Genomic DNA, 25,708 nt, shown 5'->3' on the forward strand with positions numbered 1-25,708 from the left:
GATCGAATGAACATTCCGTGAGCAATTGCAGGACTTTCTTGCGCGTGCTCTGGACGGCTATACAAGCCCCCATGCCGGAAACGTCTTTAGGCCATCGAGCTTCAAGCCGCTGGAAAGCCGCCCTGGCGGCTTTTCGGAATTGGTCGCCTGAGGCGGTCTCGCCGCCCGTTCTGCCGCTCGTCGATGCCGAGGCGGGTGACTTTCGGGCCGCCCTGGAGAGCCTTCCAGATCCGGTGTTGATCGTGGAGGGGGGGGCTGTCGGCAACCTGTCCGCCCGCCGGATCCTGTTCGCCAATGCCGCGGCGCGTGGCCTGCTCAAGGTCGAGGGTCGCGGCGAGCCGCTGGTTGCGGCCCTTCGTGATCCTCAGGCTCTCGATGCGGTTGACGCGGCCATCTACGGCGAAATAGCCGGCGAGACGACCTATGAACCGGCCGGGGCCCAGGATCGGTTCTGGCGGATTTCAGTGACACCACTGACGGCGGCTGGCTTGGGAAGAAAAATGGCCGTGGTGCGGTTTCGCGACGAGACGGACAGCCAACGGATCGAACGGATGCGGGCCGATTTCCTGGCCAATGCCAGCCATGAGCTCAAGACCCCGTTGGCCTCGCTTCAGGGGTTCATCGAAACGCTCAAGGGCCATGCGCGCGATGACGAACGGGCGCGGGATCGCTTTCTCGATATCATGGCGGCGCAGACGGCTCGGATGAGCCGCCTGATCGCCGATTTGCTGGCGCTCAGCCGAATCGAACTGTCAGAGCACATATCGCCCGCCGGTCGCGCGGATGTCGCGCGAGCCACCACGGATGTCATGGATGCCCTGGCCCCGCTGCTGGCGGAGCACGACAGTCGGGTCGAACTGGTCGAGCGCCCAACCGACGCGACGGTGGTGGGAGATCGAGATCAGATTATCCAGGTGATTCAAAACCTGACCGAGAATGCCGTGCGCTATTCGGGACGGGGCTCGCGCGTCGGGATCCATATTCTCGGGGACTTGTCGCTGGCCGAGGCGCAGGCCCCCTCCAGGTCGGATAGTGCTCGGCTAGCGCTCCTGACGCCGGATCGGGAAGGCGGTGTCCGCTATGTCCTGATCCGGGTCGTCGACCAGGGAGAGGGGCTGGCTCGCGAGAACCTGCCGCGCCTGACCGAACGATTCTATCGTGTTGAAGGCCAGAAGAGCGGGGCCAGCCCCGGAACAGGCCTGGGTCTTTCAATCGTCAAACACATCGTCAACCGCCACCGCGGAGGCCTGATTGTTGAGAGCCAGAAGGGTCACGGCACGACGTTCTCGGTCTATTTTCCAGTCACCGAGCGGCGCGGCGTCACAGAACCGGGCTGATCGCGTATCAAAACTGTCATCGAACCGTCGCGATGGGATGACCTGATGCGGGCAAAGGCACGGGCGTCATGTTCGGCTTGGTCCTCATCTGTCTGGCGGTGTTCTCGGCGGCAACCTATGGGTTGGCGCGGCGCAAGGTCCTGCAGGCCGCACACGGGTCTGGCACCCGCCCGCATTCGCGACCCAAATATCATGGTGCCCACGCGGCCCTCTGGGCTGCGATCCCGGCCCTGCTGGTTCTTGTTGGTCTGGCGGTGGCGGCCCCCCGCATCATCACAGCCGTCACCTGGGCGGACTTGCCGGCAGCGGCTCCCAGCGTCGAGCCGTTCCGATCACAATTCCAATATGATGCCGAAGCTATCGCCGCCGGCTCTATCCCTTCGGCGGTGGCCTATTCCGCCGACCAGCGCGCCGCGCTTGCGGCCCACGCGGATCGGATTTCAGCCCTTAGCGGAATGCTGCGCCTGGGCGGGTTGGTCGCCGTTGGGCTAGCGGCCCTCATGGGCGGCCTGTACGCCTGGTCGAGGGCCAGGCCAGACTATCGGGCCCGCAACGCCGTTGAGCGTTGGGTGGGGGGCTTGTTGTTCGCCACCTCAGCCATAGCGGTTCTGACGACGCTGGGGATTGTGCTGTCTCTGGTTTGGGAATCCCTTCGCTTTTTCCAGACTGTCTCGCCGCTGGAGTTCCTCACCGGCACCCACTGGAGCCCGCAGATCGCGATCCGCGCCGATCAGGTGGGGTCGTCCGGTGGGTTCGGGGCCGTGCCGCTGTTCGTCGGCACCTTTCTGATTATGGGGATCGCCATGCTGACGGCGGCACCGATCGGATTGATGGCTGCCATCTATCTGGCCGAATATGCGTCGGCCTTTCAGCGGGCCTGGATCAAGCCCTTGCTGGAGGTGTTGGCCGGCATTCCAACCGTGGTCTACGGATTCTTCGCGGCCTTGACGGTGGGGCCGGCCTTCCGGGCCGGTTTCAATCGGCTCGGGGAGTATCTGCTGGGCGGGCCCCTCAACGATCTTGGCCTGTACCTGATGGGCGTGCAGAACCAGATGGCGCTGGTCGCGGGTGTGGTCATGGGGATCATGTTGATTCCCTTTGTATCTTCTCTTTCAGACGACATTATCAATGCTGTGCCCCAGTCGCTGCGCGACGGCTCCTACGCCATGGGGGCGACCCAGTCCGAGACGATCAAGCGGGTGGTCCTGCCCGCCGCCCTGCCAGGGGTCGCCGGGGCCATGCTGCTGGCTGCCAGCCGGGCCATTGGCGAAACGATGATCGTGACCATGGCGGCCGGGCTCCAGGCCCGGATTACGGCCAATCCGCTGGACAGCGTCACGACCGTCACCGTGCAGATCGTCACCCTGCTGACCGGGGATCAGGAGTTCGACAGTCCCAAGACCCTGTCGGCCTTTGGTCTGGGCTTGACCCTGTTCGTGGTGACCCTGATCTTGAACATCGTCGCCCTTCGGATCGTCCAGCACTATCGAGAACAGTATGACTGATCGGCCCGATATTCGCGCCGCAGTCGAGCGGCGGCTCAAGAGGCGGCACGCGGCAGAGCGCCGCTTCCGGCTATATGGCGTGCTGGCCATTACCGTGGCGGTCGCCTTTCTGGCGTTGCTGCTCGGTCGAATTATCGAGCAGGGCCACTCTGCTTTTGTCACCCATTCGATTACCTTGGACGTGCCCGTCGATGCCGCCCGGGTTGATCCCGCCTATCCGCAAGGGGCCAACTACGACCAGATGGCCGCCGAGGCCCTGCTGGTCCGTTTGGGCGTCGATGCCAACACCGCGGACAACGGACGCGCTGTGCGCGACCTTCTCAGCCCGGACATGGGGTTCCAGATCCTGGCCCAGGTCCGAGCCGACCCTTCGTTGATCGGTCGAACGGTGACGATCGAAGCCCCGGTCGGCGATAGCGCGGACCTCTACTTCAAGGGCGAGATCAGTCGGGACACGCCAGAAGAGCAACGTGTTCTCACTGATCAACAGATTGGTTGGCTGGATCAGCTTGAGCGCCAGGGACTGGTCGAGGCGCATTTCAATACGGGCCTGTTCACCCGGTCGGATTCAACCCAGCCGGAGATGGCGGGCCTGTTGGGCGCTGTGGTCGGTTCAGCCCTGATGCTGATGGTGACGGCTCTGCTGTCGATCCCGGTGGGTGTTCTGGCGGCGGTCTATCTCGAGGAATTCGCGCCCAAGAACCGACTGACGGAGATTATCGAGGTCAACATCAACAACCTCGCGGCCGTGCCATCGATTGTCTACGGCCTGTTGGGCCTGGCCGTTTTCATCGGCTGGATGGGCCTGCCCCGGTCCTCGCCGCTGGTCGGCGGTATCGTGCTCAGCCTGATGGCCATGCCGACGGTGATTATCGCGACGCGTGCGGCGCTGAAGGCTGTCCCGCAATCGATCCGGGATGCGGCCCTGGCCCTTGGGGCATCGCGCACCCAGACGGTGTTTGCTCACGTCCTGCCCCTGGCCATGCCGGGCGTGATGACCGGCTCAATCATCTCGATGGCGCATGCTCTGGGAGAGACGGCTCCTCTGCTGATGATCGGCATGGTGTCGTTCGTGCCGGGCGTTCCGGAGGGTATCCTGTCCGCGTCGAGTGCCCTGCCTACCCAGATTTTCATCTGGGAGAATGCCGCTGAGGCCGCCTTCCATGAACGCACCGCCGCCGCCATCCTGGTGTTGCTGGTCTTCATGGTGGTCATGAATGCCGTCGCAATTGTGCTGCGACGCCGACTTGAACGGAGATGGTGACCCGCATGGATGCTCCCGTGATCGACACTCGCCCCATCGTTGCCGCCGGCCCCAAAGCTCCGGCGCACGGCATCAAGGTCCGCACCCGTGATGTCAGTGTCTTCTATGGCGACAAACAGGCGCTGAGTGATGTTTCCCTGGATATGGCCGATCGGGCGGTGACCGCACTGATCGGTCCGTCAGGGTGCGGCAAGTCGACCTTCCTGCGCTGCCTGAACCGGATGAACGACACCATCCAGGGCGCGCGCGTCGAGGGCGTGATCGAACTGGACGGAGAGGACGTCAACGCCCGCGCGGTCGATCCGGTGGCCCTGCGTGCCCGCGTCGGCATGGTGTTTCAGCGGCCCAACCCCTTCCCCAAGTCTATTTTTGAGAATGTGGCCTACGGCCCGCGGATTCACGGCCTGACAACGTCGAAATCCGAGCTCCAGGACGTCGTGGAACAGGCCTTGCGTCGCGCCGGCCTGTGGGATGAGGTCGCAGATCGCCTCGACCAGTCGGGCTCCAGTTTGTCAGGCGGGCAGCAGCAACGTCTGGTCATCGCCCGCGCCATTGCCGTTGATCCAGAAGTCATCCTGATGGACGAGCCCTGTTCGGCTCTGGACCCCATCGCCACGGCTCGGATCGAGGAGCTGATCGACGAACTGCGCCAGCAATACTGTATCGTCATCGTGACGCATTCGATGGCGCAGGCGGCTCGTGTGTCGCAACAGACCGCCTTCTTTCACATGGGCCAGATCGTTGAGATCGGTCGTACGGACGAGCTGTTCACCAATCCCAAGGAACAGCGGACGCTGGACTACATCACCGGCCGCTTCGGCTAGGGAATGACGCGATGATGGACTCGACCAATCAGCACACGGTTCGCGCCTACGGCGACGAACTCAATCAGATCACTGCCGATGTGGCCCGCATGGGAGGGCTCGCCGAGGCCCAGATCGCCGATGCGATCGAATCTGTCTCACGCCGCGATGCGGAACTGGCCCAGCAGGTGATTGCCCGCGACGCCAGGCTGGATGAGCTCCAGCGCGAGATCGAACGCAAGGCCATCCGCCTTATCGCTCTGCGTCAGCCCGTGGCCACCGACCTTCGCCGGACCGTCGCGGCCATGAAGATCGCCACCGATCTGGAGCGAACCGGCGATCTGGCGCGGTCTGTGGCCAAGCGGGGCTTGAGCCTGTCGGACCTGGAGCCCCTGGCCCCGTTGACCCGTTCCATCGAGCGGATGGGCAAGCTGGTCGCCAAGCGGATGAAGGCGGTCCTGGACGCCTATGTCACGTCGGAGATTGCAGGCGCCCTCGATGTCTGGTCGCACGACGACGACGTTGATGAGCACTACAATGCGCTGTTTCGCGAACTCCTGACCTATATGATGGCGGACCCGCGCACGATTACGTCCTGTGCCCACCTGCTGTTCATGGCCAAGAACCTGGAACGGATCGGCGATCACGCCACGAATATTGCCGAGATGATCCACTATGAGATCACCGGCGATGAGCTGGATACGGCCCGGCCCCGACAAGGTGCCGATGACACCCCGGTGAGTGAGAAGGAGCCGTCATGAGCGAGCCGCACATTCTGGTGATCGAAGACGATGACGCGATCTCCACCCTGATCCAGTACAATCTGGAGAAGGAAGGCTATGACGTGGCAGTGGCCGGTGACGGCGAAGAGGGCCTGATGCAGTCCGAGGAGCGGCTGCCGGATCTGGTCGTTCTGGACTGGATGTTGCCCAAGGTTTCAGGAATCGAGGTCTGCCGCCGCCTTCGCAGTCGGCCGGAGAGCCGCAATGTGCCGATCATCATGTTGACGGCCCGGGGGGAAGAAAGCGACCGGGTGCGCGGCCTCGATGTCGGCGCGGATGATTATCTCACCAAGCCGTTTTCCGTGCCGGAGCTGAATGCGCGCATTCGGGCGGTGCTGCGCAGAATGCGTCCCGGCCTGGCCGACGACCGCCTCAGCCACGGTGACATCGTCGTGGACCGGGTGTCCCATCGGGTTCGGCGGGCGGGTCGCGAAGTGCATCTGGGGCCGACAGAGTATCGGCTGCTCGACCATCTGATCCAGCACCCCGGTCGGGTCTTCAGCCGCGAGCAACTCCTCGATGCGGTCTGGGGCTCGGATGTCTATGTCGAGGCCCGCACGGTCGATGTTCATGTCGGACGACTGCGCAAGGCTTTGATGCAGGACGTAGATATCGACCCGATCCGCACCGTGCGGTCTGCCGGCTATTCGCTGGATCTGGAAGGCTAGGGCACCCGCCAGTCAGGAACGACTAGGGCGTGCCCGCCGTAGCGGTCGGCATAGGGGGAGCGGCCGGTGCCGCGGTTCCGTCCGAAGAGATTGCCGAGCAGGTGGTGCCGCATGCCATATTGGTGACGGCCACGCCGCGCCAGACCCGAACCTGGCCCGAAGAGGCATCGTTCACGACGACCTGGCCCTGATAGATGGTGCGACCCAGGCCATCGAGGACGGCGATCTCCGTCACGCCCGAGGCGCGACCGCTGACGTAGAGGGTATGGGCGTCCACGACCGTGACATCAGCAATGGTCGGATTGCCGACAATCACGGATGCCGCCGCGCCATTCAGATTGAGGCGCGTGATGTGATTGACCTCGACCGACAGGCCGCGATTCTGGGCGAGGGCCGCTGGGGCGCTTCCAAGGACGGCCAGGGTGAGAAGCGCAACTCCGATCCGGCGCATGTCGGACTCCATTTGAATCTTTACGCGTAACGCGCCCGCGCAAGCTGCCGCCGAAATCTCAAAAATTCGTTTCTGCGTTCCCGCCATGAGTCCGCGGGCGGCCGATTTCTGTTAAGATGCGGGTAAGTTAATGGTCGTTAATAGTAAATCGTTGTTTACTATATAATAATTCCAACAAGCATTGTTCGCTTTACTTGCTTTTAATCACCTTGGCGCATTGTGATCGTGTGATCAGGGACGGCGGGCAACCGACCAAACCCTGACCAGGTGTCAAAATCGGTTGCTCAACTATCCAAGGAGAAATCTCATGTCGAACTTTATCAAACAGTTCCTGAACGACGAGTCGGGTGCCACCGCCATCGAGTACGGCCTGATCGCCGCTCTGATCGCCGTGGTCATCATTACGGCGGTTACCCTGGTGGGTACGAACCTGAAGGCTACCTTCAACAACATCGCCGGCAACCTCGGCGGTTCGGTCGGCAAGTCCAGCTAAGCTGACCCGACCAAAAGGTCACGGATCAGGCCCCGGCGGAAACGCCGGGGCCTTTTCTTATTTCACGTCGCCTGGGTGACGAAAACTTTACGCAGAGCGACGAAACTCTGCGCGTCCAATCAAGGAATACGTCGTGGATTTCGCCCTGATCATCCTTCTGAGTGTTCTACCGATTCTGGTGATCGCCGCGGGTCTGAACGACCTGACGACGATGACGATTCCGAACTGGATATCGCTGGGACTGATGATCGGGTTTGTCCCGGCGGCCTTTGCGCTGGGCCTGCCGCTCAGCACCATCGCCGTGCACTTCGGGGTGGCCCTGGGGGCCTTGTTCATCGGTGCCGGCATGTTCGCCCTGCGCTGGCTGGGCGGAGGCGATGCCAAGTTGATCGCCGCCGTGTGCCTCTGGCTCGGCCTGAGCGGCTCGGCGACATTTCTTCTGGTGACGGCGGTTGTGGGCGGGTTGTTTTCCCTGGGACTGATCATGGCGCGGAGCACGCCTGGGCTGGCTATGCTCGCCGGGCCGTCCTGGATGTCGCGTCTGCTCGAACCGGCCGGCGACATTCCGTATGGGGTCGCCATCTCGGCCGGCGCCCTGATGGCTTTCCCGACAAGCGCCCTGGTTCAGGCCTTCATCGCGGGATAAGCTCAAGCCCTGCGGACGCGTCGTAAGCGACCGTTAACCCGTCGGCTTCACCCTCAGTCAGAACAATCCCGGTGCCAGGGCGCAGAATGCCGCTCGGACTGGAAGGAATCTGACCGATGAAACCAGCTCGAATTGCCGTCATTGCGGTTGCCGCTGTCTCCGCCATCGGATTGGCGCTTGTCGTGCGCGCCATGGGTTCGGGCAATGGCGAGGCGGCCCCGTCCGCCGCTGCAGCCGAAGCCTCGCAGGCCCAGATGGCCCAGGTGCTCGTCGCCTCGCGGGATCTCGAAGTCGGCGACCGAATCGACGATGGGGCGATGACCTGGCGGGCCTTCCCCGCTGAGGCGGTCAACGCCGCCTGGATCGTTGAAGGCGCAGCTTCCATCCCGACGCCCCGTCGAACGCCGGCTGAGGGCGAAGGGGGCGAGGGCGGCGAGGATGCTGCGCCAGATACCCAAGGCGATGGATCCGCAACCGCCGAGGTTCAACGCATGGCGGAACGCGTAACCGGCGGCGGCGTGCGGGCCCAGGTTGTCGGAGCGGTCGTGCGCGAACGCATTCTCGCCGGAGAACCGATCGTCGCCTCCAAACTTGTCCGGGCCGGGCAGAGCGGCTTCCTGGCCGTTGTCCTTGAACGCGGCATGCGGGCCATGTCCGTACCGGTAACCCGGGAGACGGGGGCGGGCGGTTTCATCCTGCCGGGGGATCGCGTCGACGTCATTATGAGCCGCCGCGCCGAACAGGGAAGTGCCGGAGCAGACGGGACAATCACGGCCACCGTCCTGGTCAACATCCGCGTTCTTGCCGTGGGCGAAACCACGGAAGCCGGCGATCAACAGACGATCGAGGGGACCAATGCCACACTTGAAGTTGGCCCACGTGAAGCGGAGGTCCTGGCCTTCGCCCAGGCCCAGGGCGAGCTGTTCCTCGTTCTGAGATCCTACGCCGACTCTCGCGAGGCGTCAGGGGCCGCGATTTCAACCCAAACACGCGCCGACAGCGGCGAGGCCAGATCCGTGCGTGTCTTCCGCAACGGTGAAGTTACAGAGGTGCCCGTGGGATGACCGCGCACAAGAACCCTCTCCTTTGTCTGATGGCGGCGGCGACCCTGGGCTTGGGGTTCGCCGCGCTGTCATATCCAGCGAATGCCCAGCAGGTGGTTCGTGTCGGCGTCGGATCATCGGCGAGCCAGTCCATGAGCCTGCCACGCGGCGAATCGGCCGTGATCGAGCTGCCGGTTGATGCGCGCGACGTGATGGTTTCCAACCCGGCGGTGGCCGATGCGGTGCTTCAGTCACCTCGCCGGATCGTCCTTATGGGGCTGGCACCCGGGGCCACCGATGCCCTTTTCTTTGACGCATCTGGACGCCAGATTCTCAGTCTGAATGTCCGTGTCGGCGCACCCGTTGGGGCCTTGCAGGATACGATCCGGCGCATTGCCCCGACCGCCAACGTCACGGCTGAAGCCGTCAACGGTGCCGTGATCCTCACCGGGACGGTGGACAGTGCAGGTGAGGCAGAGCGCATCGAACGCGTGGCGGCCACCTTCGTCGAGCGCCCGGACCAGGTCCTGAACATGATGTCGATCGCGGGATCCGATCAGGTCATGGTCCAGGTCCGCGTCGTCGAGATGCAGCGCAACATCGTCGAACAGTTGGGCATCTCGCTCAGCGGATCGGTCAACAACGGGGCCGATCCCAATTGGTTGATCAGCAATGCGCCGGGATTTGGTGTGAATGGCGCCCCGGCGGGCGGCGGTACTCTCAACTTTGAAACGCCGGCAGCCCTGGGTGGCAACGGACTGTCGGCCCAGTTGCGGGCTTTTGAACGGGTGGGTGTCGTGCGGGTCCTGTCGGAACCTCATGTGACCACGGTGTCCGGCGAAGAGGCGGACTTCCTCGCCGGCGGTGAGTTCCCCGTGCCGTCGGGCGTCGACAACAATGGCCGCGTGGTCATCGAGTTCCGGTCCTATGGCGTCGGCCTGACGGTGACCCCGGTTGTCCTGTCCGGTGGTCGGATTTCGCTGCGTGTCTCGGCTGAGGTGTCAGACCTGACGACCAACGGGTCATTCTCGATGTCCCTGGGCACCGGCAGCTCGGTGGTCATTCCGGGCCTGACCGTGCGTCGCATTTCCAACACCGTCGAGATCCCGTCCGGCCAGAGCCTGATGATCGGTGGCCTCATGCAGTCGATCACGCGTGAAAGCATTGATGCCTTGCCGGGCATGACAGAACTGCCCGTCCTGGGCGCGCTGTTCAGGTCGCGGGACTATCTTCAGGGTGAAACCGAGCTGGTCATCATCGTGACCCCGTATCTGGTCAACCCGACAGATCCGGCGCGCCTGCAGACACCTGCCGATGGGTACCGGATCGCGTCCGATGCCGAATCCATCCTGATGGGCCGCCTCAACCGCGCCTACCGTCCCGACCAATCCGCCCCGCCCGCCGGCCAATGGCAGGGCCCGGTCGGCTATGTGATCGAATAGGAGCCGACGATGCGATTTACCGCCAGCCTCGTCACCCTCTCTCTCAGCGCAGGCCTCCTGGCGGCCTGCGGAGGCTCAGCGTCCATCCGGCAGCCTGAGCCGCTCACGCCGCTGTCTCGCTGGCAGCTCCGGGTCGAGCCGCAACTGGATCGGATCGCTCTGGCCGTCCACGACAGCGGCCTGTCGGCCAACCAGCGGTCGGCTCTGGCCAGTCTGGTTGCGCGGGCTCGCGCCGAGCAAAGCTCGGAGATCGTCATCGAGATACCGTCTGGCGACGATCCCGCCACTCTGCAGATGGGATGGGCCGTGTCCGAGATGCTGGGCTCCAGCGGCGTTCCGGTTCGCACCGTGGCCTACGGGGCCCCGGACCCCCGGGCTCCGGTCATTGTCGGGTTCGCCCGTCTTCAGGCTGTCACCCATGACTGCTCGCGCCAATGGGAGTCCCTGACGCGTCATGCCAACAACACCTCATACTCAGGCCTGGGTTGCGCCACGATATCAAACATGGCCGCCCAGATCGCCGATCCCCGCGACATCATGGGGCAGCGCCCCATGGGGCCGTCAGATGCCGGTCGCCGCACGGTCGTGATTCAGAGCTACCGAAGGGGCGAAGGCACCTCGACGCACACCAGTAGCGACTCAACTACCGTTTCGGACGCCGTCAACTGATGACCGCCAACTCTCGAGCCAGACCATGAACTCTGCCCGCAGCCAGGCCTTTGGAGACGACGGGTTCGAAGAGGACTTCGATCTCGATCTCGACCTCGAACTCGGGTCGAATGGATCGCCGCTGAGCGGTGCCATGCCGTCGTCATCCGATTCAAACCCTTCGGCATTGGAAGCCAGCACCGCGCGCGATGCCGGGCCGTTGCAATTCATGCCGCCTGACGCATCAGCCTCGGCTTCGGCCTTGCCGGCGACCCGCGCGAGCGCGCCTGTCGCGACGTCCCCCGGAGGGTTCAATCCTGTCGGCGATCTAGTGGCCCAAACCGATGCTGCGCTGGCGGCCATTCAGATTCCGCGCATCACAATCCACATTTTCGGCGAGCGCGCTGAAACCCTGTCAGCGGCTGAGCGGGCCGGCCAGGATCGTCGCATGGCACGCGCCACGACCCAGATCCGGGTCGGCGGCATGGCGGCCGCGATAGAGACCTATCGACATGAGCCGACGCCGGCGCTGGTGATGGTCGAGAGCGATTTGATGGGCACCAGCCTGTTGGATGCGCTGGATGGCCTGGCAGAGGTCTGCGACGCCGGGACCAAGGTGGTGGTGATTGGCGCGGCCAACGACATCATGCTGTATCGTGAGCTGATCCGCCGCGGTGTCAGCGAATACCTTGTCGGACCGGTTCCCCCGTTGCAGCTGATCTCGACCATCGGATCGCTCTTTTCCGACCCGGCACGCCCCTTTGTGGGCCGGTCGATCGCCTTTGTCGGAGCCCGTGGCGGAGCGGGGGCTTCGACTGTCGCCCACAACACAGCCTACACCCTGGCCGAGCGCGTCGGGTCCAACACGGTGATTGTCGACTACGATCTTCCGTTCGGAACAGCAGGGCTGGACTTCAATCAGGACCCCCTGAGCGGCGTGGCCGATGCCCTGGGCCAGCCCGATCGACTGGACCCGACCCTGCTGGATCGTTTGACGGCCCGCTGCACCGATCGCCTGAGCCTGTTTGCGGCACCGGCCACCCTGGAAGCGGACTGGGATCTGTCGAGCGAGGCCTTTGAAGAGGTGACCCAGAAGATTCGGTCAACCGCGCCCTTCGTTGTGCTGGACCTACCGCACAGCTGGTCGAGCTGGATGCGACAGACGCTGGTGACCTCGGACGAGGTCGTTGTGGTCGCCGCGCCCGATCTGGCCTCGCTGCGCAATGCCAAGAATATCATCGACCTGGTTCGTCAGGCGCGTCCGAACGACGCCCCGCCCCGCCTGGTCCTGAATCAGGTTGGCCTCCCGGGTCGCCCGGAAATTCCCCTCAAGGAGTTCGCCGGCGCGCTGGGCGTCCATCCCTCGATGATCATTCCGTTCGACGCCAAGACTTTTGGCGAGGCCGCGAACAATGGTCAGATGGTGATCGAGGCGGCACCCAAGTCCAAGGCGGCGGAAGCCTTTCTTGGGCTGGCCCAGATTGTGTCTCAGCGAGAAATCACAGCCCTGCCGGCTCCCGGCAAAAAATCGGGTGGTCTGTTCTCAAACCTGTTCAAGAAGAAGGCCTAAACGCGAGTGTTCGGCAAGCGCACCTCTTCAGGCACCGGGGCACCTACGCCGACCGTCCGGCCCCAACAGTCGGCTACGCCGATGCCGGAGGCGCTGACGGAATCCGGTCGCGATGACGAAGCCATCGATGTCGGGGTGACCGCTCGGCCTGAGCGGATGGACGCGCTTGCCGGGAAGTCGGGCCACGATTCAGCGCGCAAGCCCGAGCCCGCCGCCGCGCCGCGGGCCACCAAAGGTTTTGAGCAGCTCAAGAAGGCCCAGCCGGTTGCTGAGATCGTCCGCGAACAGTCGGACTATTACCACGCGTCCAAGACGACCATTCTGAATGCCCTGCTGAACACAATCGACCTGTCGCAGCTGGCGCAGCTCGACCCTAAAGCGGCGGCGGAGGAAATTCGCGACATCGTTGCCGAGCTGGTGGCGATCAAGAACGTCTCCATGTCCGTGGCTGAACAGGAGTACCTGGTTCAGGACATCGTCAACGACGTCCTGGGCTATGGGCCGCTGGAGCCGTTGCTGGCGCGCGATGACATCGCTGACATCATGGTCAACGGGGCCAATCGGGTCTTTATCGAAGTGGGCGGCAAGGTCCAGCTGACCAATGTTCGCTTCCGGGACAACACTCAGCTGATGAATATCTGTCAGCGGATCGTGTCTCAGGTCGGTCGCCGTGTCGACGAAAGCTCGCCGATCTGTGACGCCCGGCTTCCGGATGGGTCACGCGTCAACGTTATCGCGCCGCCCCTGGCGATCGATGGCCCGACCCTGACCATCCGAAAGTTCAAGAAGGACAAGTTGACCATGCGCAACCTGGTGGAGTTTGCCTCCATCAGCCCGGAAGGTGCGCGTGTTCTGGGGGTCATCGGGGCCTGCCGCTGCAACGTCGTCATCTCGGGCGGCACGGGCTCGGGCAAGACCACCCTGCTCAACACCCTTACGGCCTTCATTGATCCGACCGAGCGGGTCATCACCTGCGAAGACGCCGCCGAACTTCAGCTCCAGCAACCGCATGTCGTGCGCCTTGAAACGCGCCCTCCCAACCTGGAGGGTCAGGGCCAGATCACCATGCGTGATCTGGTCAAGAACTGTCTGCGGATGCGTCCCGAGCGGATCATCGTCGGTGAGGTCCGCGGTTCCGAGGCCTTTGACCTGCTCCAGGCCATGAACACCGGCCATGACGGGTCCATGGGTACGCTGCACGCCAACTCGCCACGCGAAGCCATCAGCCGGATGGAATCGATGATCACCATGGGTGGCTTCGGCCTCCCGTCCAAGACCATTCGCGAAATGATCGTCGGCTCGGTCGACGTCATCATCCAGGCGACGCGCCTGCGCGACGGGTCGCGTCGCATCACCCATGTGACCGAAGTTCTGGGCCTGGAAGGCGACGTCATCGTGACCCAGGATCTGTTCGTCTACGAGATCACCGGTGAGGATGAAAACGGCAAGGTGCTTGGTCGGCACCGTTCGACAGGGATCGCTCGTCCGCGCTTCTGGGACCGGGCCCGATACTATGGGCTGGAACGAGAGCTGGCCGAGGCCCTGGACGCCGCGGAGTAGCCGTCATGCTGATGATACTGGCTGCCGTCCTGGGGTTCGTGACCATCACCAGCCTTGGCTTTGCGTTTGTCGGAGGTGAGGACTCCTCATCGCGCGCGGTCAAGCGTGCTCAGGGGTTCTCGAACCGTGCTCCCCAGGCCGCCTCCAAGCGGAACCAGACCGGACCCCAGACGGCTGAGCAGCGCCGCAAACAGATCGTGCTCCAGCTCAAGGAGGCCGAGCGCAACGAGCGCAAGGCGCGCGTCACCATGGAGGCCAAGCTCCAGCAGGCCGGCCTGTCGATGAAGATCGGTGTCTTCTGGGTGGTATCAGCCGCGCTGGGCGTCTTTGCCCTCTTGTTCGGGATGCTGTTCGGCATGCCCTGGTTCATCTGGCCGGCCCTGCCCCTCGTCTTTGGTGTGGGGCTGCCACGCTGGATCGTCGGCACCCTGGCCAAACGAAGGACAAAGAAATTCACCGCTGATTTTGCGGATGCCATCGATATCATCGTTCGTGGCGTCAAATCAGGACTGCCGGTCCACGACTGTCTGAAGGTCATCGGCAAGGAGATGAGCGCGCCTCTCGGGCCTGAGTTTCAGCGCCTGGTGGAGAACATCGGCATGGGTCTGACGCTCGAGCAGGCTCTGGAGAAGATGTACGCGCGAATGCCGACACCGGAGCTCCGCTTTCTGGCTATCGTTATCTCCATCCAGGCCAAGACCGGGGGCAACCTGGGGGAGGCGCTGGGCAATCTGTCGAACGTCCTCAGGTCGCGCAAACTGATGGCCGAAAAGATCAAGGCCCTGTCGTCCGAGGCCACGGCCTCAGCCGCCATCATCGGCTGTCTCCCGCCCGGCGTCATGGCCATGGTAACGGCCACGACACCCTCGTACATGATGCTCATGTTCACGGATATCCGAGGCCAGATCATGCTTCTGGGAGCCGGTCTGTGGATGGGCATCGGCATCTTCGTGATGCGGCGCATGATCAACTTCAAGTTCTAGCGCGGGACCTGTCATGGAAGCCCTTGTCGAGCCCCGCAACCTCCTCACCGTCCTGATCGCGATCCTGACGTTTGCGACCCTGATCACCCTCCTCGGGGGGCTAGGTGGCGGGGCAAAGCTTGAGAAACGAATGAAGGCGATGGCTGAGCGCAAGGAAGAACTGCGCCGGCGGTCTCGCCAACAACTGGCCCAGCGGGAATCCGCCCTGCGCCACAGCGACGAAGGCTTCAAGAAGCGGGTGGTAGATCGCCTCAATCTCTCGAAGCTACTGGAGGACCCAAAGGTCGTTGAAAGCCTGGCGCAGGCCGGGTTCCGAGGCCCGGGCCCGCTCACGACCTTCTACTTCTTCCGTTTTGCCATGCCCTTCGTCATGGCTCTGATCGTCGCCATCTATCTGTTCGCCATCAACGACTTCGGCTTGACGGGCATGATGCGCGTGGCCGCCGTCGTCGGCGGGTTCGTGCTCGGCTTCTATCTTCCCAACGTCTATGTCTCGAACCGGGCTTCCAAGCGTCGCCAGTCAATCGTTCAGGCCTTCCCGGATTCGCTGGATCTGCTGTTGATCTGTGTGGAATCCGGGATGTCGATCGAGGCCGCAATCACTAAGGTTGGGGCAGAGATCGGTGGCCAGTCCATCGACCTGGCAGAAGAATACACCCTGCTGGCAGCTGAGCTGTCCTATCTCCCGGAGCGACGCTCGGCCTACGAGGGCTTCGCCAAACGAACGAACCATCCGGGCATCAAGTCGGTGGCCACGGCCATGATCCAGGCCGAAAAATACGGCACCCCCTTGGGGCAGGCGCTGCGCGTCATGGCCAAGGAAAGCCGCGAGATGCGGCTGTCGGCTGCTGAGAAGAAGGCCGCCGCCTTGCCGGCCAAACTGACCGTGCCGATGATCCTCTTCTTCCTGCCGGTGCTGTTCGTGGTCATCCTCGGGCCGGCGATCATCAAGATCCAGGACATGAACGCGGGCTAGCTGCGGGGTTCCAGGGGCTAGGTTTTAGGCTTTCGGGTTCCAGGTTCCAGGGCAGGTGGCCGCATTGACGTCCCTATCCGCAATCCCCCTAAAACCTGTTCCCTGATCCCTATTCCCTTCCCAGCCCCTTTCCCTACCGTCAAAGCGGCGTTAGACGGCGCGGCATGGCCTTGACCACCCCCCAGTTCGATTCCCTTGACGCGTTGAAATACCGCGATGAGCGCGAGGCTGTGGCCGATCTGCTGGCCGCACCGCCACTGGCCGGCGCGGAGCGGACGGCGGTGCTGGACGAGGCCGTCGAACTGGTGCGCGGTGCGCGCCGCTCCAACGACCGTCAGGGCGTGGTCGAGAGCTTCCTTCAGGAGTTCTCGCTCGGCACCCGCGAGGGCCTGGCCCTTATGTGCCTGGCCGAGGCCCTGCTGCGCACACCCGACGAAGACACCCGCGACAAGCTGATCGCCGAAAAGATCGGCTCGGCCGACTGGGCCAGTCATCTGGGTCATTCCGACAATCTGTTCGTCAACGCCTCGACCTGGGGCCTGATGCTGACCGGCCACCTGGTCGAGGTCGACCCTGAGGCGCGCGACAATCTGCCGGCCTTCCTGCGCCGCATCGCCGGGCGCCTGGGCGAGCCGGTTATCCGTCAGGCGGTGGCCCAGGCCGTACGCATCATGGGCGAACAGTTCGTCCTTGGCCGCACCATCGAAACGGCGATGAAGCGCGCCGGCCGGGAGGGCTTTCTCTGTTCTTTCGATATGCTCGGCGAAGGCGCCCGCACGGTCGCTGATGCCGAACGCTATGAGCGGCTCTATGCCGTGGCCATAGAGGCGGTTGGCAAACACCGCGCCAAGTCAGGCAAGGCCGGTGGACCGGAAACGGGTCACGGTGTCTCGGTCAAGCTGTCGGCCCTTTCGCCCCGCTATGAGGCGACTCAGGAAGAGCGCGTCTGGGACGAGCTCTATCCGCGTGTCGTTCGGTTGGCCCAGATCGCTGCGCGCCATGATCTGAACTTCACCATCGACGCCGAAGAGGCGGATCGTCTGGTTCTGTCGCTCAAGCTGCTCGACCGTCTGGCCGGCGAGGAATCGCTTGGCGGCTGGACGGGCCTCGGACTGGCGATTCAGGCCTATCAGAAGCGTTGCCCGCAAGTGATCGACACGGTCCATCAGATCGCCCGTGAGCGTGGGCGGCGTCTGATGTGCCGGCTGGTCAAGGGCGCCTATTGGGACACCGAGATCAAACGCGCCCAGGTCGCGGGTCGTACCGACTATCCGGTCTTCACGACCAAGCCGGCCACCGACGTCAACTATCTGTACTGCGCGCGCAAGCTGATCGCGGCGTCGCCCCACCTCTACGCCCAGTTCGCCACCCACAACGCCCATTCGCTGGCCGCCGTCCACCAGATGGCCAAGGAGGCCGGGGTCAAGATCGAGTACCAGCGCCTGCACGGCATGGGTGAGGCCCTCTATGAGGCCGCCGAGAAGAGCTTCAAGGAGCCGATGACGGTGCGCACCTATGCGCCGGTCGGTGGCCACGAAGACCTCCTGCCTTATCTGGTCCGCCGTCTGCTTGAGAACGGTGCCAACTCCTCCTTTGTCCACGCGCTGCTCGATGAGCGCGTGCCCGCCGAGGCCGTCGCCGCCGATCCGCTGGATCAGCTCGAGGCCGAACCCGGCCCCCACCCGAAAATCCCGAGGCCCATCGACATGTACGGCGACCGTCAGAACTCCCTCGGACGCGACTATTCGCGCGCCGAAGACCGCGACGCCCACGCCTTGGCTCTGGACAAGCTGGACCGTGAACGCTTCACCTCCGGCCCCATCGTCGGCGGTGCCCTGATGGCCGGCCAGAACGTGCAGGAGGTCACCAGCCCCTCGGATCGCAAGCGCGTGCTGGGTCAGGTGTCGGAAATCACCGAGGCCGAGATGGACCGCGCCATCGACAAGGCCCACACCGCCCAGGTCGCCTGGGACCGCAAGGGCGGGGCCGGTCGCGCCGTGATCCTGCGCGCCATGGCCGATGCGCTGGAAAACGACATGGACCGGCTGGTCGCCCTGCTGAGCCGCGAGGCGGGCAAGACGCTCAACGACGGGGTCGCCGAGGTGCGCGAGGCCGCCGACTTCTGCCGCTACTACGCCATGCTGGCCGAGCGTCAGTTCGCAGGCCGCGAAACCCTGAAAGGCCCGGCGGGCGAAACCAATGAGCTGATGCTGCACGGCCGCGGGGTCTTCGCCTGTATCAGCCCGTGGAACTTCCCGCTGGCCATCTTCACCGGCCAGATCGCCGCGGCCCTGGCCGCGGGCAACGCCGTCATCGCCAAGCCGGCCGAACAGACCACCCTGATCGCCGCCGAGGCCGTCATGCTGTTCGTCCAGGCGGGGCTGGACCGCTATCTGATCGCCCTGGCACCCGGGCCCGGCTCACGCGTCGGCGCCGCCCTGGTCAGCCATCCGGGCATCGACGGTGTCGCCTTCACCGGCGGCACCGACACCGCCTGGATCATCAACCGCGCCATCGCCGCCCGGCCCGGCCCGATCATCCCCTTCATCGCCGAGACGGGTGGTTTGAACGGCATGTTCATCGACACCACGGCCCTGCGCGAGCAGGTGCTGGATGATGTCGTGCTGTCGGCTTTCGGAAGCGCGGGCCAGCGTTGCTCGGCCCTGCGCATCCTGTTCGTACCGAAGGATTCCGCCGACACCATCATTGAAGGCCTTAAAGGTGCCCTGGCCGCCCAGGTCATCAGCGACCCGTCCGACCCCTCCACCGACATCGGCCCGGTCATCGACGCGGAGGCCCGCGAGATGCTCGAGGCCCACGTCGCCCGGCTGGAGAAAGAGGCCAAGGTCATCGCCCGCGCCGACCTGTCGGCGGTCGAGGGCCTGGGCGACTTCTTCGCTCCGACCATCGCCGAGATCCCGACGCCGGACTTCCTGGAAAAGGAGGTCTTCGGCCCGGTCCTGCACGTCTATCGCTATGACCCGGACAAGCTGCCGGCGGTGGCTGAAAAGCTGGCGTCGCGGGGCTTCGGCCTGACGCTGGGCGTGCATTCGCGCATCAAGGCCTTCGCCGACGAGGTCACCCGCCTGGTCCCGGCGGGCAATGTCTACATCAACCGCTCGATGACCGGCGCCGTGGTCGGGGTTCAGCCCTTCGGCGGCGAAGGCCTGTCGGGCACCGGCCCCAAGGCCGGCGGCCCCAACAGCCTGATCCGCTATGCGGCGGAAAAAGTCATCACCGACAACATCGCGGCCCAGGGCGGGGATCCGGGGCTGCTGAATTTGTAGGGTGCTTGGAGTCGGGCCACTCTGTCGAGCGGAGGCCCCGATGAGCGATCTGTCCAACGAAGAGTTCGAGCGTCTGACTGCGGACCAGCAGCTCGAGTATCTGACGGCTCCACCGGCTCGCAAAGTCCAGCTTGAGGCGGTCTATCGGGCCGGGTGGGCCGAGGCTACCGTTGTCCAAACAGAGATCGGCGCCGGGCCGGTGGCGTCTCCGGCCCGCTCTCGACCGACGTTTATCTCCGGCGTGATCCTTGTGCTGGGAGGCATCGGCCTGATGATCTGGGGCGTACTCTATGATCCGACGGTTCGCGTCGATGTGCCGGGCGAGTCTCTCGGTTACGGCATCACCCTGCCGTCCGTCTCGCGCGACGTGGTCAACCTTGGCGAGGTGATGAAGAAGCTCCTCCTGTTCACCGGCGGCACGTCGAGTGTGATCCTGGGGGCTGTCATCATCGGCTTTGCGCGCCTGACCGACCTGATCATGGCCCGGCTGCCGGATCGGACCTGACCTTGCGTCAGCCGGCCGTCCCGCTTGCCCCCGTCCCCGCACGGCGCTAGACCGCGCGCCGACGATTTCTCCCCATCGACAGACAGGATCCCCCCATGGCTCGTTCCAAGATCGCTCTCATCGGCGCCGGCATGATCGGCGGCACCCTGGCCCATGTGGCCGCGCGCAAGGAGATGGGCGATGTGGTCCTGTTCGACATCGCCGAGGGCACGCCCCAGGGCAAGGCGCTGGATATCTCCCAGGCGGCAGCGGTCTTTGATTCCGACGTGACGCTCAAGGGCGCCAATGACTATGCCGACATCGCCGGTGCCGACGTCTGCATCGTGACGGCCGGCGTGCCGCGCAAGCCGGGCATGAGCCGCGATGACCTGGTCTCGATCAATCTGAAGGTCATGAAGGCCGTGGGCGAGGGCATCAAACAGCACGCCCCCAACGCCTTCGTCATCTGCATCACCAATCCGCTGGACGCCATGGTCTGGGCGCTGCGCCAGTTCTCCGGCCTGCCGCGCGAGAAGGTCGTGGGGATGGCCGGCATTCTGGATTCGGGCCGCTTTGCCCACTTCCTGGCCGACGCCACCGGCATTTCGGTGGAAGACATCCACGCCTGGACGCTGGGCGGCCACGGTGACGACATGGTGCCGATGGTGCGCCACTCCACCGTCGGCGGCCTGAGCCTGCCGGAATGCGTCGAGCAGGGGATGCTGACCCAGGATCAGCTGGACGCCATCGTCAAGCGCACGCGCGGCGGCGGCGGCGAGATCGTCGGCCTGCTCAAGACCGGCTCGGCCTTCTATGCCCCGGCCGAGAGCGCCATCCTGATGGCCGAGGCCTATCTGAAGGACAAGAAGCGCGTCCTGCCGTGCGCGGTGTGGGTCTCGGGCCAGTACGGCCTGGACGGCATGTATGTCGGCGTCCCCGCCGTTCTGGGGGCCGGCGGCGTCGAGCGGGTCATCGAGTTCTCGATGAACGACGACGAGAAGGCCATGTTCGCCAAGTCGGTCGAGTCCGTGAAGGGTCTGATCGACGTCTGCAAGGAGATCGAGCCGTCGCTCGGCTGATCGTCAGATAACGTCGTTTGCAACGGCGCGGCGCAGGCGTAGATTTTCGGCTCAACCCGGAGGTCGCCATGCGCCGTTTTGCCGTCAGTGCCTGCGTTTTCGCTCTCATCGCCGTCCCGTCGGCGGTGGTCGTTCATCCCCAGCCGGCCCAGGCGCAGAGTTCCTGTGCGGCCACCTCGCCACGTCCCGGAACGACAACCCGTCGGGCCGTTCTCAACGCCCTGCGCCCGTCGATCGAACAGATGGCCGGCCATGACGTTGAGTTCATGGTCGATTCGATCCAGGTCGCCTGCGGCTGGGCCAGGGTCATCGTTCGCCCGCAGGCACCGGGTGATCGCGGCAATGGCTATGAACCCGTCGACGCCCTGTTGCAGCGGTCCAACGGCGTCTGGCGTCTGCGCCAGATCGCCTGCACCGAGGTGGACTGCGACCCTGCGGCGGACCAGTATGCGCGGATGTATCCGAACCTGCCGCGAAGCCTGCTGTTCCTGTGACGCTTGGACCCACGCTCGAAACCCCCCGCCTGATCCTTCGCCCGCCCCTGGCCGAAGATTTCGACGGCTATGTCGAGCTGATGAGTGACGCCGAGCACGTCAAATACATCGGTGGTGCGGCTCCGCCATCGGTTGTCTGGCGTCAGATGATGAGCGTGGCGGGGTCCTGGTCACTGCAGGGGTTCGGTTTTTTCTCGGTCATCGAGAAAGAGACGGGCCGCTGGGTCGGGCGGCTGGGGCCGTGGTTCCCGCATGGCTGGCCCCAAGCTGAAGTCGGCTGGTCGATCCTGCCGTCCGAGGCCGGCAAGGGCTTCGTCACGGAAGGCTCGGCGGCGTCAATCGACTGGGCCTTCAACCACCTCGGTTGGGATGATGTCATCCATGTCATCGACCCGGACAATGTCCCCTCACAGAAGGTTGCCGCCCGCCTCGGCTCGATCAATCGCGGCCCCACGCGTCTACCCCCGCCCTTCCAGGACGCCCGCGTCGACGCCTGGGGCCAGACCCGCGACCAGTGGGCCGAGAACCGCCAACAGTTCGATTGGCTCGATCAGGTGGTCGTTCGCGCTTCGTGAACTGACATCGGCGGTCATCCGCGAACGGCAGGCGGCGGTTCATGCATCCTGTGATGCGCGGCCGCGGCGGCCCCCGCATCCTGTCTCCATCAACACGCGGTCGCCGACCGTTCCGATGGAGACGAACCATGAAAGCCTTTCTCGCCGCCGCCGCCGCCGTCCTGGCCCTCGCCGCGACGCCCGCCCTGGCGCAAGATTCGACCGCAGACATCACCTTCACCTTCGAAACCGGCCAGCCGTCGGGCCAGATCATGGTGGCCCTGTATGATTCCCAGTCTGCCTATGACGGTGGCGGGCGGCCTGTCCGGGTGGAGCGGGTTTCTGTAACCGCCACCTCGAGCGTTGTGGATTTCGCAGACCTCCCCGCCGGCGACTACGCCATGCGGGCCTTTCACGATCTGAACGGCGACGGCGAGATGTCGCGAAACCCGTTCGGCATGCCGACCGAGCCCTTTGCCTTTTCAAACAATGCGCGCGGCAATATGGGGCCGGCCGGTTGGGATCGCGCCCATTTCACCGTCGCGGGCGACACGGCCCAGACCATCAATCTGGCGCAATAGGAGGACCGCAGGATGATCCCCTCGCGTCGTTCGTTTCTGATGGGGGCTGCGGTCCTTTCCGCAACCGTGATTACCCCCGATCTGGTCCGCGCCGCCCAGGCCGCAGCGGCGACCCCCAACTGGGCGTTGGCCACCGGTGACATCGAGGCGGACATCGCTCCGCGCGCCATGAGGCTCGTCGAGGGTCGGCCACCAGTTGGGCTGGAAGGCGTTCTGTACCGCAATGGCCCGGCCAAGTTCCGACGGCCCGGGCGCAGCGCCCGGCACTGGTTCGACGGCGACGGCCTGGTGCGGCGCTTCTCTGTCAGCGGTGACAGCGTCGAGCTGGCCGCTCGCTTTGTCGACACCCGCAAACGTCGCCAGGAAGAGCGCCTGGGGGCCATGGTCATGCCGGGCTTCGGCACGCCGCCTGACCCGCGCGCCGAGATCGGCTCGCCGGATGACGCTAATGCCGCCAATACGTCGGTGCTGATGGCGGGTGACCGGCTTTGGGCTCTGTGGGAAGGCGGTTCGCCCGTGGCCATGGACCCCCAAACTCTGGAAACGGAGGGCTATGTCACCCTGCGTTCTGACCTGCGCTCGATGCCCTTTCTGGCCCATCCCCGCGTCGAGCCGAACGGGCGGATCTGGAATCTGGGAATGGGAGGAGGGCAGGCTATTGTCTGGCGGCTGTCAGCGGACGGTACCTTTGAGGATGCCTCGGTCATAGATCTGCCGCGCGCCAGCTATGTGCACGACTTCACCGCCACGACCCGGCACCTGGTGATCGTGCTGCAGCCCTGGGTGCGTGAACGCCAGACCATGCCTTTTGCCGACGGCTTCGCCTGGCGACCCGAGACGGGCACCCAGATCCTCGTCGTCGACAAGGACGACCTGACCCGTCGCCGTCTCTTCGAAACCGAGGCCTTCGGCTTTTTCCATCTGGGCGATGCCTGGACGGTGGGCGACGACATCCTGTTTGACCTCGCTCTGCACCGGGACATGGATTTTGCCGCCCGCGGCGCATCCGAGGTGGTCGAGGGCGTGCCCCTTGATGGTGAGCCCGCCCACCTGGGTTTGATCCGGCTCAAGGCGGACGGCACGACCGAACTGACCCGCCTTCCGGTCGTCGCCGAGTTCCCGCGTAGCGACCCTGAGCGAGCAGGCCTGTCCCGGCGTCTGAGCGTCCACACGACCGGCGAGAACCGGGAGACGCCCTTCGCCCGCGCCATCGGTGTGACGGACTGGGGCAGTGGCCAGACCCGGGCTTTCGACTTCGGTGCCGATCATGTCGTCGACGAGATGATCTATGTGGCCAAGCCGCGGGCTCAAACCGAGGCCGATGCCTGGCTGGTCGGACCTAGTCTGAACCTGGCGGAACGGGCGACCGAGCTGCATGTACTGGACGTGGCCCGTATCGAAGACGGCCCGGTGGCGACATGGCGGGCCGACGTGGCCTTGCCCGCAGCATTCCACGGGGTCTGGGCCGGCTAGTACCAGCCGGCCCGCCGCAGCCCGGCGGCGTAGCGGCGGCTGACCGGGGCGGTGATCCCGCCCTTCAGGCTCAGGGTCGCGCGTCCGTCGCCGCGCCGGGCTTCCAGCACCGCATTCTTTGCCACCCACCAGGACCGGTGAACCTGGGCACCTTCCAGGCCCTCCAGCTCTTTGATGGCATCGGCCAGCCGCATCAGGACCAGATTGGTGCCGCGATCCGTATAGACGCGCAGATAGTGATCCTCCGCCCCGACCGCGTAGATCTCGGCCCCTCTCAGCTTCGGGGGGAGACGATCCAGAAAGGCTGCCGGCGCGGCGTCGACAGCGCCGGCGTGTGTCTCGGTCGGGCGCTCCAGGAGGTGGCCGATGACCGTCATGGCGGCAGACACCAGAAACACAGGCCCGATCAGGCCGGCGAAATAGGCCCAGTCCCAGGCCAGGCGCATCATCAAGGTTGTGGCCACCCAGACGATGAGGGTGATCGGCACGGCCATCACTACGGTCATGGCGACGCCGCGAACGATCGGGCGTTCGTCCAGCCCGCTCCAGCGCCGGAAGCCTTCGACGATCAGCCCGCCGATGATGCTCCCCATCACCATCAGGGGGACCCAGTAGACAAAGCGGCTCACCAGAGGCAGGTGCCCGGTTCCGAAGGCACCGGTGAAGGACAGGAACGCGCCCACGATCACCGCCGCACCCAGGCCTCGGGCCCAGCTCATCAGGGTGGTCGAGGGTTGCGTGCTCACGCCGCTGGACCGCTGGCCGGACAGCAGGCGCGAAAGCCAGCCGCCGCGAACCTGACCATGTAATCCCCCGCCGTATCCAGATCGCCGGATCTGGCGATCCCGCCCGACAGCCTGTCCAGCCGCCCGGTTTCGCCAAGGGTCAGCGTCAGCGCGCCAGAAAGCATGTGGTAGGCCCAGTACAGGTCCACTTCGCGGGCACCGGGCAGTACCTGTTTCAACAGCTCCATCAGACGACGGATGGCCGGGTCAAAGTACCGCGCCATGGTTTCGCCGCCGAAGGTTGGATTGGCGTTGGTCTGGGCCACCAAGGCTGAATAGTGTTTCCACCCCGGCCCGCCCTTCAGCGACCATTCGAACGGTGGGCGCAGGAAAGCCTCGAGCAAGCCTTCCAGAGTCATGGCAGTGCCGGCGTCGACCGCATAGCGGTTGATCGCGTCGACCCGCTCATTGTTCCAGATCTCAGCCCGGCGGAGGAACACGGCATCGAACAGGTCCCGCTTGGCCCCAAAATAGTAATGAACCAGGGCCGTATCGACGCCGGCCTCACGGGCGACCTCGCGGATGGTTACGCCGTAGAAGCCGTGTTTGGAAAACAGATCCTCGGCGGCATCGAGAATCGAATCGCGCGTATCGCCCACGGCCCGTGTCTTGGGCGGGCGGCCGCGTCGGGCAGGCTTGGCGGGCTTGGCAGGAGGGGGAGTCTTTATGGCCATTGCGCTTGAACCTAGCGGCACCGTCTGACCTGTCCAGTATTGGCATTTCCGCCACAGCACGGGCCTTACGTCGAGGAAGCCAATCCACGCTGTTTGACAGCTAAGTGAATTGCGTTCACCTTCAAA

At 64.6% G+C, this 25,708-nt stretch carries 25 protein-coding genes; 22 read left to right on the top strand and 3 right to left on the bottom strand.

From position 1 onward, the window contains the following. Nucleotides 1-71 precede the first annotated feature (71 nt). From G391_RS13785 to phoB, 6 genes are all read left to right on the top strand, one after another. Nucleotides 72-1,337: an ATP-binding protein gene (locus G391_RS13785; RefSeq protein ID WP_051257106.1), complete on the top strand. Its 1,266-nt coding sequence runs from the start codon at nt 72-74 to the stop codon at nt 1,335-1,337. Nucleotides 1,338-1,405: 68 nt separating this feature from the next. Then, nucleotides 1,406-2,842 (top strand): phosphate ABC transporter permease subunit PstC, encoded by a 1,437-nt coding sequence (gene pstC / locus G391_RS0104260; protein ID WP_029086419.1) that lies wholly within the window; start codon nt 1,406-1,408, stop codon nt 2,840-2,842. Beyond that, nucleotides 2,835-4,106, top strand: a complete 1,272-nt coding sequence (gene pstA, locus G391_RS0104265) for a phosphate ABC transporter permease PstA (RefSeq protein ID WP_029086420.1) — start codon at nt 2,835-2,837, stop codon at nt 4,104-4,106. Before pstC ends, pstA begins: the two co-directional genes overlap by 8 nt. Then, nucleotides 4,100-4,930 (top strand): phosphate ABC transporter ATP-binding protein PstB, encoded by an 831-nt coding sequence (gene pstB / locus G391_RS0104270; protein WP_084169116.1) that lies wholly within the window; start codon nt 4,100-4,102, stop codon nt 4,928-4,930. Before pstA ends, pstB begins: the two co-directional genes overlap by 7 nt. A 14-nt stretch (nt 4,931-4,944) precedes the next feature. Beyond that, nucleotides 4,945-5,670, top strand: a complete 726-nt coding sequence (phoU, locus tag G391_RS13790) for a phosphate signaling complex protein PhoU (protein ID WP_035303805.1) — start codon at nt 4,945-4,947, stop codon at nt 5,668-5,670. Continuing rightward, nucleotides 5,667-6,359 carry a phosphate regulon transcriptional regulator PhoB gene (gene phoB, locus G391_RS0104280; protein WP_035303556.1) on the top strand — a complete coding sequence of 231 codons (693 nt, stop codon included), beginning with the start codon at nt 5,667-5,669 and terminating at the stop codon, nt 6,357-6,359. The genes phoU and phoB overlap by 4 nt, the downstream gene beginning before the upstream one ends. Before the next feature lie 22 nt (nt 6,360-6,381). Here phoB and G391_RS0104285 read toward each other — a convergent pair whose 3' ends face one another. Then, nucleotides 6,382-6,810 carry a pilus assembly protein N-terminal domain-containing protein gene (locus tag G391_RS0104285; RefSeq protein ID WP_029086423.1) on the bottom strand — a complete coding sequence of 143 codons (429 nt, stop codon included), beginning with the start codon at nt 6,808-6,810 and terminating at the stop codon, nt 6,382-6,384. 307 nt (nt 6,811-7,117) lie between these two features. Here G391_RS0104285 and G391_RS0104290 point away from each other — a divergent pair, with 307 nt between their 5' ends. The 16 genes from G391_RS0104290 (at nt 7,118) to G391_RS0104365 (ending at nt 24,123) form a co-directional block, all read left to right on the top strand. Beyond that, nucleotides 7,118-7,303 carry a Flp family type IVb pilin gene (locus G391_RS0104290; RefSeq protein ID WP_029086424.1) on the top strand — a complete coding sequence of 62 codons (186 nt, stop codon included), beginning with the start codon at nt 7,118-7,120 and terminating at the stop codon, nt 7,301-7,303. A 133-nt stretch (nt 7,304-7,436) separates the two neighbouring features. Further along, on the top strand, nt 7,437-7,949 hold the full coding sequence (locus G391_RS0104295) for an A24 family peptidase (RefSeq protein WP_029086425.1): 513 nt from the start codon (nt 7,437-7,439) through the stop codon (nt 7,947-7,949). 116 nt (nt 7,950-8,065) lie between these two features. Further along, a complete protein-coding gene (gene cpaB, locus G391_RS0104300; protein ID WP_029086426.1) occupies nt 8,066-9,013 on the top strand; it encodes a Flp pilus assembly protein CpaB in 948 nt (315 codons plus the stop codon). Beyond that, nucleotides 9,010-10,434 (top strand): type II and III secretion system protein family protein, encoded by a 1,425-nt coding sequence (locus G391_RS0104305; RefSeq protein WP_029086427.1) that lies wholly within the window; start codon nt 9,010-9,012, stop codon nt 10,432-10,434. The genes cpaB and G391_RS0104305 overlap by 4 nt, the downstream gene beginning before the upstream one ends. A gap of 9 nt (nt 10,435-10,443) precedes the next feature. Continuing rightward, a complete protein-coding gene (locus tag G391_RS13795; protein ID WP_051257107.1) occupies nt 10,444-11,103 on the top strand; it encodes a CpaD family pilus assembly protein in 660 nt (219 codons plus the stop codon). A gap of 25 nt (nt 11,104-11,128) precedes the next feature. Then, nucleotides 11,129-12,652 (top strand): CpaE/TadZ family protein, encoded by a 1,524-nt coding sequence (locus G391_RS0104315; protein ID WP_029086428.1) that lies wholly within the window; start codon nt 11,129-11,131, stop codon nt 12,650-12,652. A gap of 6 nt (nt 12,653-12,658) precedes the next feature. Beyond that, the gene (locus tag G391_RS0104320) at nt 12,659-14,212 is read left to right on the top strand and encodes a TadA family conjugal transfer-associated ATPase (RefSeq protein WP_029086429.1); all 1,554 of its coding nucleotides are present in this window, start codon (nt 12,659-12,661) and stop codon (nt 14,210-14,212) included. A gap of 5 nt (nt 14,213-14,217) precedes the next feature. Further along, nucleotides 14,218-15,195 carry a type II secretion system F family protein gene (locus G391_RS0104325; protein ID WP_029086430.1) on the top strand — a complete coding sequence of 326 codons (978 nt, stop codon included), beginning with the start codon at nt 14,218-14,220 and terminating at the stop codon, nt 15,193-15,195. A 13-nt stretch (nt 15,196-15,208) separates the two neighbouring features. Beyond that, nucleotides 15,209-16,171: a type II secretion system F family protein gene (locus G391_RS0104330; RefSeq protein ID WP_029086431.1), complete on the top strand. Its 963-nt coding sequence runs from the start codon at nt 15,209-15,211 to the stop codon at nt 16,169-16,171. Nucleotides 16,172-16,335: 164 nt separating this feature from the next. Further along, the gene (gene putA, locus G391_RS0104335) at nt 16,336-19,458 is read left to right on the top strand and encodes a bifunctional proline dehydrogenase/L-glutamate gamma-semialdehyde dehydrogenase PutA (RefSeq protein WP_029086432.1); all 3,123 of its coding nucleotides are present in this window, start codon (nt 16,336-16,338) and stop codon (nt 19,456-19,458) included. A gap of 40 nt (nt 19,459-19,498) precedes the next feature. Beyond that, nucleotides 19,499-19,963, top strand: a complete 465-nt coding sequence (locus tag G391_RS0104340) for a hypothetical protein (RefSeq protein WP_029086433.1) — start codon at nt 19,499-19,501, stop codon at nt 19,961-19,963. 95 nt (nt 19,964-20,058) lie between these two features. After that, on the top strand, nt 20,059-21,021 hold the full coding sequence (gene mdh, locus G391_RS0104345) for a malate dehydrogenase (protein WP_029086434.1): 963 nt from the start codon (nt 20,059-20,061) through the stop codon (nt 21,019-21,021). 68 nt (nt 21,022-21,089) lie between these two features. Beyond that, the gene (locus G391_RS13800) at nt 21,090-21,515 is read left to right on the top strand and encodes a hypothetical protein (RefSeq protein WP_035303557.1); all 426 of its coding nucleotides are present in this window, start codon (nt 21,090-21,092) and stop codon (nt 21,513-21,515) included. Next, nucleotides 21,512-22,090, top strand: coding sequence for a GNAT family N-acetyltransferase (locus tag G391_RS0104355; RefSeq protein ID WP_029086435.1), 579 nt, complete (start codon nt 21,512-21,514; stop codon nt 22,088-22,090). The genes G391_RS13800 and G391_RS0104355 overlap by 4 nt, the downstream gene beginning before the upstream one ends. 128 nt (nt 22,091-22,218) lie before the next feature. Further along, entirely contained in the window at nt 22,219-22,650 is a 432-nt protein-coding gene (locus G391_RS0104360; protein WP_029086436.1) for a DUF2141 domain-containing protein, read from the top strand. A 12-nt stretch (nt 22,651-22,662) separates the two neighbouring features. Then, nucleotides 22,663-24,123 carry a carotenoid oxygenase family protein gene (locus G391_RS0104365; protein WP_029086437.1) on the top strand — a complete coding sequence of 487 codons (1,461 nt, stop codon included), beginning with the start codon at nt 22,663-22,665 and terminating at the stop codon, nt 24,121-24,123. Here G391_RS0104365 and G391_RS0104370 read toward each other — a convergent pair. Further along, the gene (locus tag G391_RS0104370; protein WP_245572030.1) at nt 24,120-24,869 is read right to left on the bottom strand and encodes a LytTR family DNA-binding domain-containing protein; all 750 of its coding nucleotides are present in this window, start codon (nt 24,867-24,869) and stop codon (nt 24,120-24,122) included. The two genes, G391_RS0104365 and G391_RS0104370, sit on opposite strands and share 4 nt — an antisense overlap. Next, nucleotides 24,866-25,582 (bottom strand): TetR/AcrR family transcriptional regulator, encoded by a 717-nt coding sequence (locus tag G391_RS0104375; RefSeq protein WP_035303561.1) that lies wholly within the window; start codon nt 25,580-25,582, stop codon nt 24,866-24,868. The genes G391_RS0104370 and G391_RS0104375 overlap by 4 nt, the downstream gene beginning before the upstream one ends. Nucleotides 25,583-25,708 lie beyond the last annotated feature (126 nt).

The sequence above is a fragment of the Brevundimonas aveniformis DSM 17977 genome, from assembly GCF_000428765.1.
Classification (GTDB): domain Bacteria; phylum Pseudomonadota; class Alphaproteobacteria; order Caulobacterales; family Caulobacteraceae; genus Brevundimonas; species Brevundimonas aveniformis.

Bases quoted from the DNA above. Each gene is read 5' to 3' on its own strand.
- G391_RS13785 (WP_051257106.1), top strand. From the start codon at position 72: ATGCCGGAAACGTCTTTAGGCCATCGAGCTTCAAGCCGCTGGAAAGCC.
- pstC (WP_029086419.1), top strand. From the start codon at position 1,406: ATGTTCGGCTTGGTCCTCATCTGTCTGGCGGTGTTCTCGGCGGCAACC.
- pstA (WP_029086420.1), top strand. From the start codon at position 2,835: ATGACTGATCGGCCCGATATTCGCGCCGCAGTCGAGCGGCGGCTCAAG.
- pstB (WP_084169116.1), top strand. From the start codon at position 4,100: ATGGTGACCCGCATGGATGCTCCCGTGATCGACACTCGCCCCATCGTT.
- phoU (WP_035303805.1), top strand. From the start codon at position 4,945: ATGGACTCGACCAATCAGCACACGGTTCGCGCCTACGGCGACGAACTC.
- phoB (WP_035303556.1), top strand. From the start codon at position 5,667: ATGAGCGAGCCGCACATTCTGGTGATCGAAGACGATGACGCGATCTCC.
- G391_RS0104285 (WP_029086423.1), bottom strand. From the start codon at position 6,810: ATGCGCCGGATCGGAGTTGCGCTTCTCACCCTGGCCGTCCTTGGAAGC.
- G391_RS0104290 (WP_029086424.1), top strand. From the start codon at position 7,118: ATGTCGAACTTTATCAAACAGTTCCTGAACGACGAGTCGGGTGCCACC.
- cpaB (WP_029086426.1), top strand. From the start codon at position 8,066: ATGAAACCAGCTCGAATTGCCGTCATTGCGGTTGCCGCTGTCTCCGCC.
- G391_RS0104305 (WP_029086427.1), top strand. From the start codon at position 9,010: ATGACCGCGCACAAGAACCCTCTCCTTTGTCTGATGGCGGCGGCGACC.
- G391_RS13795 (WP_051257107.1), top strand. From the start codon at position 10,444: ATGCGATTTACCGCCAGCCTCGTCACCCTCTCTCTCAGCGCAGGCCTC.
- G391_RS0104315 (WP_029086428.1), top strand. From the start codon at position 11,129: ATGAACTCTGCCCGCAGCCAGGCCTTTGGAGACGACGGGTTCGAAGAG.
- G391_RS0104325 (WP_029086430.1), top strand. From the start codon at position 14,218: ATGCTGATGATACTGGCTGCCGTCCTGGGGTTCGTGACCATCACCAGC.
- G391_RS0104330 (WP_029086431.1), top strand. From the start codon at position 15,209: ATGGAAGCCCTTGTCGAGCCCCGCAACCTCCTCACCGTCCTGATCGCG.
- putA (WP_029086432.1), top strand. From the start codon at position 16,336: ATGGCCTTGACCACCCCCCAGTTCGATTCCCTTGACGCGTTGAAATAC.
- G391_RS0104340 (WP_029086433.1), top strand. From the start codon at position 19,499: ATGAGCGATCTGTCCAACGAAGAGTTCGAGCGTCTGACTGCGGACCAG.
- mdh (WP_029086434.1), top strand. From the start codon at position 20,059: ATGGCTCGTTCCAAGATCGCTCTCATCGGCGCCGGCATGATCGGCGGC.
- G391_RS13800 (WP_035303557.1), top strand. From the start codon at position 21,090: ATGCGCCGTTTTGCCGTCAGTGCCTGCGTTTTCGCTCTCATCGCCGTC.
- G391_RS0104360 (WP_029086436.1), top strand. From the start codon at position 22,219: ATGAAAGCCTTTCTCGCCGCCGCCGCCGCCGTCCTGGCCCTCGCCGCG.
- G391_RS0104365 (WP_029086437.1), top strand. From the start codon at position 22,663: ATGATCCCCTCGCGTCGTTCGTTTCTGATGGGGGCTGCGGTCCTTTCC.
- G391_RS0104375 (WP_035303561.1), bottom strand. From the start codon at position 25,582: ATGGCCATAAAGACTCCCCCTCCTGCCAAGCCCGCCAAGCCTGCCCGA.